Annotated in this window: 3 protein-coding genes; all 3 read right to left on the reverse strand. The window is 70.6% G+C overall.

Features of this window, described 5'->3' with window-relative positions:
- Positions 1–293 (reverse strand): biotin/lipoyl-containing protein (locus CCS38_RS03705; protein ID WP_308050664.1); only part of this gene is annotated, 293 nt, incomplete at its 3' end.
- A 52-nt stretch (positions 294–345) separates the two neighbouring features.
- On the reverse strand, positions 346–1,734 hold the full coding sequence (gene lpdA / locus CCS38_RS03710) for a dihydrolipoyl dehydrogenase (RefSeq protein ID WP_030256793.1): 1,389 nt from the start codon (positions 1,732–1,734) through the stop codon (positions 346–348).
- Between the two features lie 327 nt (positions 1,735–2,061).
- The gene (locus CCS38_RS03715; protein ID WP_223731736.1) at positions 2,062–3,591 is read right to left on the reverse strand and encodes a leucyl aminopeptidase; all 1,530 of its coding nucleotides are present in this window, start codon (positions 3,589–3,591) and stop codon (positions 2,062–2,064) included.
- Between the last annotated feature and the right edge of the window lie 47 nt (positions 3,592–3,638).

A 3,638-nucleotide genomic window follows, 5' to 3' on the forward strand; every position in this document is an offset into this window, starting at 1 on the left:
GGCTGGGCCGGGGCCTCCTCGGCGGCCGGAGCGGCAGCCTCGGCCGGGGCGCCGGAGCCGTCGTCGATGATGGCCAGCTCGGCGCCGACCTCGACGGTCTCGTCCTCGGCGACCTTGATGGACGCCAGGACGCCGGCCGCGGGGGCGGGGATCTCGGTGTCGACCTTGTCGGTCGACACCTCGAGCAGGGGCTCGTCGGCCTCGACGCGCTCACCCTCGGCCTTGAGCCAGCGGGTGACGGTGCCCTCGGTGACGCTCTCGCCGAGCGCCGGAAGGGTTACGGAAACCGCCATGGTTTCAGTTGCTCCTAACGAATTGCGGGATGTGGTCGCGCCCGGACTGGGGTCAGTCGTGGGAGTGGAGGGGCTTGCCGGCCAGGGCCAGGTGGGCCTCGCCGAGCGCCTCGTTCTGCGTGGGGTGCGCGTGGATGAGCTGCGCAACCTCGGCCGGCAGAGCCTCCCAGTTGTAGACCAGCTGGGCCTCGCCGACCTGCTCGCCCATACGGTCACCGACCATGTGGACGCCGACCACGGCACCGTCCTTGACCTGGACGAGCTTGATCTCGCCCGCGGTCTTGAGGATCTTGCTCTTGCCGTTGCCCGCGAGGTTGTACTTCAGAGCGACGACCTTGTCGGCGCCGTACAGCTCCTTGGCCTTGGCCTCGGTGATACCGACCGAGGCCACCTCCGGGTGGCAGTACGTCACGCGCGGCACGCCGTCGTAGTCGATCGGCACGGTCTTCAGACCGGCCAGTCGCTCCGCAACCAGGATGCCCTCCGCGAAGCCGACGTGCGCGAGCTGGAGCGTGGGGACGAGGTCACCGACGGCGGAGATGGTCTCCACGTTCGTCCGCATGTACTCGTCGACGAGGACGTAGCCGCGGTCCATGGCGACCCCGGCCTCCTCGTAACCGAGACCCTGGGAGACGGGGCCGCGGCCAATCGCGACCAGCAGCACCTCCGCCTCGAAGGTCTTGCCGTCGGCAAGGGTGACCTTGACGCCGTTCTCGGTGTACTCGGCCTTCTCGAAGAAGGTGCCGAGGTTGAACTTGATGCCCCGCTTGCGGAAGGCGCGCTCCAGCAGCTTGGAGCTGTTCTCGTCCTCGACCGGGACGAGGTGCTTGAGGCCCTCGATCACGGTGACGTCGGTGCCGAAGGACTTCCACGCCGAGGCGAACTCGACGCCGATGACGCCGCCGCCCAGGATGATCGCGGACTCCGGCACGCGGTCCAGCGTCAGCGCGTGGTCCGAGGAGATGATGCGGTTGCCGTCGATCTCCAGACCCGGCAGCGACTTCGGCACGGAGCCGGTCGCCAGCAGGATGTGGCGGCCCTGGACGGTCTGGCCGTTCACGTCGACGGACGTGGGGGAGGACAGCCGGCCCTCACCCTCGATGTAGGTCACCTTGCGGGAGGCGACCAGACCCTGCAGACCCTTGTACAGGCCCGAGATGACCTCGTCCTTGTACTTGTGGACCCCGGCGATGTCGATGCCCTCGAACGAGGTCTTGACACCGAACTGGGCGGCCTCACGGGCCTGGTCCGCGATCTCACCGGCGTGCAGCAGCGCCTTCGTGGGGATGCAGCCGTTGTGCAGGCAGGTGCCGCCGAGCTTGTTCTTCTCGATCAGGGCGACGTCCAGGCCGAGCTGCGCACCGCGCAGGGCAGCCGCGTAGCCGCCGCTACCGCCTCCGAGAATCACTAGGTCGAAAACGGTGCTGGCGTCGTTCGCCACGTCACGTCCTCCATGCATGGGTACGCCGGAGCCGGTCTCCGATGACCGGACGGCGGCTGTTGTTCGGCCGCTAGTACTTCGGCCCTGGGTAAGGGGGGCCCTGTCCTGCCGAGCCCCATCTTCGCACTTGTTGAACACGGGCGGGACGGCGGGCCGGGCCCCGGGCCCGCCGATCGGCTGCCCGCACGGGTTACGCAGGCGTACGGACCTACGGATTTCGTCGAGAGCGAACACCTGTCCGCGCCCGCACGAACGGCCCCGCGCGCGGAGCCCGGGGCCGTGTCGGTGCGCTGCGTCCGCAGCAGGTCGGAGCCTGGGTACAGGCTGTCAGAGCAGGTCGCCGGCGGCGGTGCGCTCGGCGAGCCGGACCAGGGTACGGACCGCGGAGCCGGTGCCGCCCTTGGGGGTGTAGCCGTAGGGGGCGCCCTCGTGGAAGGCCGGGCCCGCGATGTCCAGGTGTGCCCAGGTGATGCCCTCGCCGACGAACTCCTGGAGGAAGAGGCCGGCGACCAGGCCGCCGCCCATCCGCTCGCCCATGTTCGCGATGTCGGCGACCGGGGAGTCCATGCCCTTGCGCAGCTCGGCGGGCATCGGCATGGGCCAGGACTGCTCGCCGACCTCGGTCGCGATCTCGTGGATCGAGGTACGGAAGGCGTCGTCGTTGGCCATGATGCCGAAGGTGCGGTTGCCCAGCGCCAGCACCATGGCGCCGGTCAGCGTCGCGACGTCGACGATCGCGTCCGGGGCCTCCTCGGAGGCGCGGGTGATCGCGTCGGCGAGGACGAGGCGGCCCTCGGCGTCGGTGTTCAGCACCTCGACGGTCTTGCCGCTGTACATGGTCAGCACGTCGCCGGGGCGGGTGGCCGAGCCCGACGGCATGTTCTCGGCGAGCGCGAGCCAGCCGGTGACGTTGACCGGGAGGTCCAGGCGCGCTGCGGTGACGACCGCGGAGAGCACGGCGGCGGCGCCGCTCATGTCGCACTTCATCGTCTCGTTGTGGCCGGCCGGCTTCAGGGAGATGCCGCCCGAGTCGTAGGTGATGCCCTTGCCGACCAGCGCCAGGCTCTTCTTCGCCTTGGCGTGGGTGTGGCTGATCTTCACCAGCCGGGGCGGGTTCTCCGAGCCCTGGCCGACGCCCATGAGGCCGCCGTAGCCGCCCTTCTTGAGCGCCTTCTCGTCCAGCACCTCGACCTTGAGGCCGTACTCCTTGCCCGCGGTCTGCGCCTCGGCGGCGAAGGTCTTGGGGGTGAGGCCGTTGGAGGGGGTGTTGATCAGGTCGCGGGCGCGGTTGACCTCCGCGGCCAGCGCCTGGGCCCGCTCGGCGGCGGCCTTGTGGGCCTTGTCGCGCGGCTTGGCCCCCAGGACGGCGATGTCGGCCAGCGGCGCGGACTTGTCCGCGCCCTTCTTGGCGTCGCCGTTGCTGCTGCGGTAGGCGGTGAAGCTGTACGCGCCGAGCAGCGCGCCCTCGGCGACCGCGGCGACCGCGTCGGCGTCCTCGACGGGCAGCGCGAAGGCGGCCTTCTTCGTGCCGGTCAGCGCACGAGAGGCGGCACCGGCGGCGCGGCGCAGCGCCTCGTTGTCGTAACCCTCGCCCTCGGCCGGGGCCTCGCCCAGACCGACCGCCAGCACGACCGGCGCCTTGAGCCCGGCACCGCCCGGGACCTTGGTCACCTCGCCCTCGGCGCCGCTCGCGCCCAGGGTCTCCAGGACGTCGGCCAGCCTGCCGTCGAAGGCCGTCTCGACGGCCTCGGCCCCGGGTGCCACGACGGGGCCCTTGGCGCCCTTGGCGAGGCCGACGACAACGGCGTCCGCACGCAGCGTCGCGGCGGATGAAGTACTGAGGGTCAGTGCAGTCACGGTATTGAAGGTCCTGTTCCGTCCGGGGATCCATGGGCGCTCGTGGC

The organism is Streptomyces purpurogeneiscleroticus, assembly GCF_020024005.1.
Classification (GTDB): domain Bacteria; phylum Actinomycetota; class Actinomycetes; order Streptomycetales; family Streptomycetaceae; genus Streptomyces; species Streptomyces purpurogeneiscleroticus.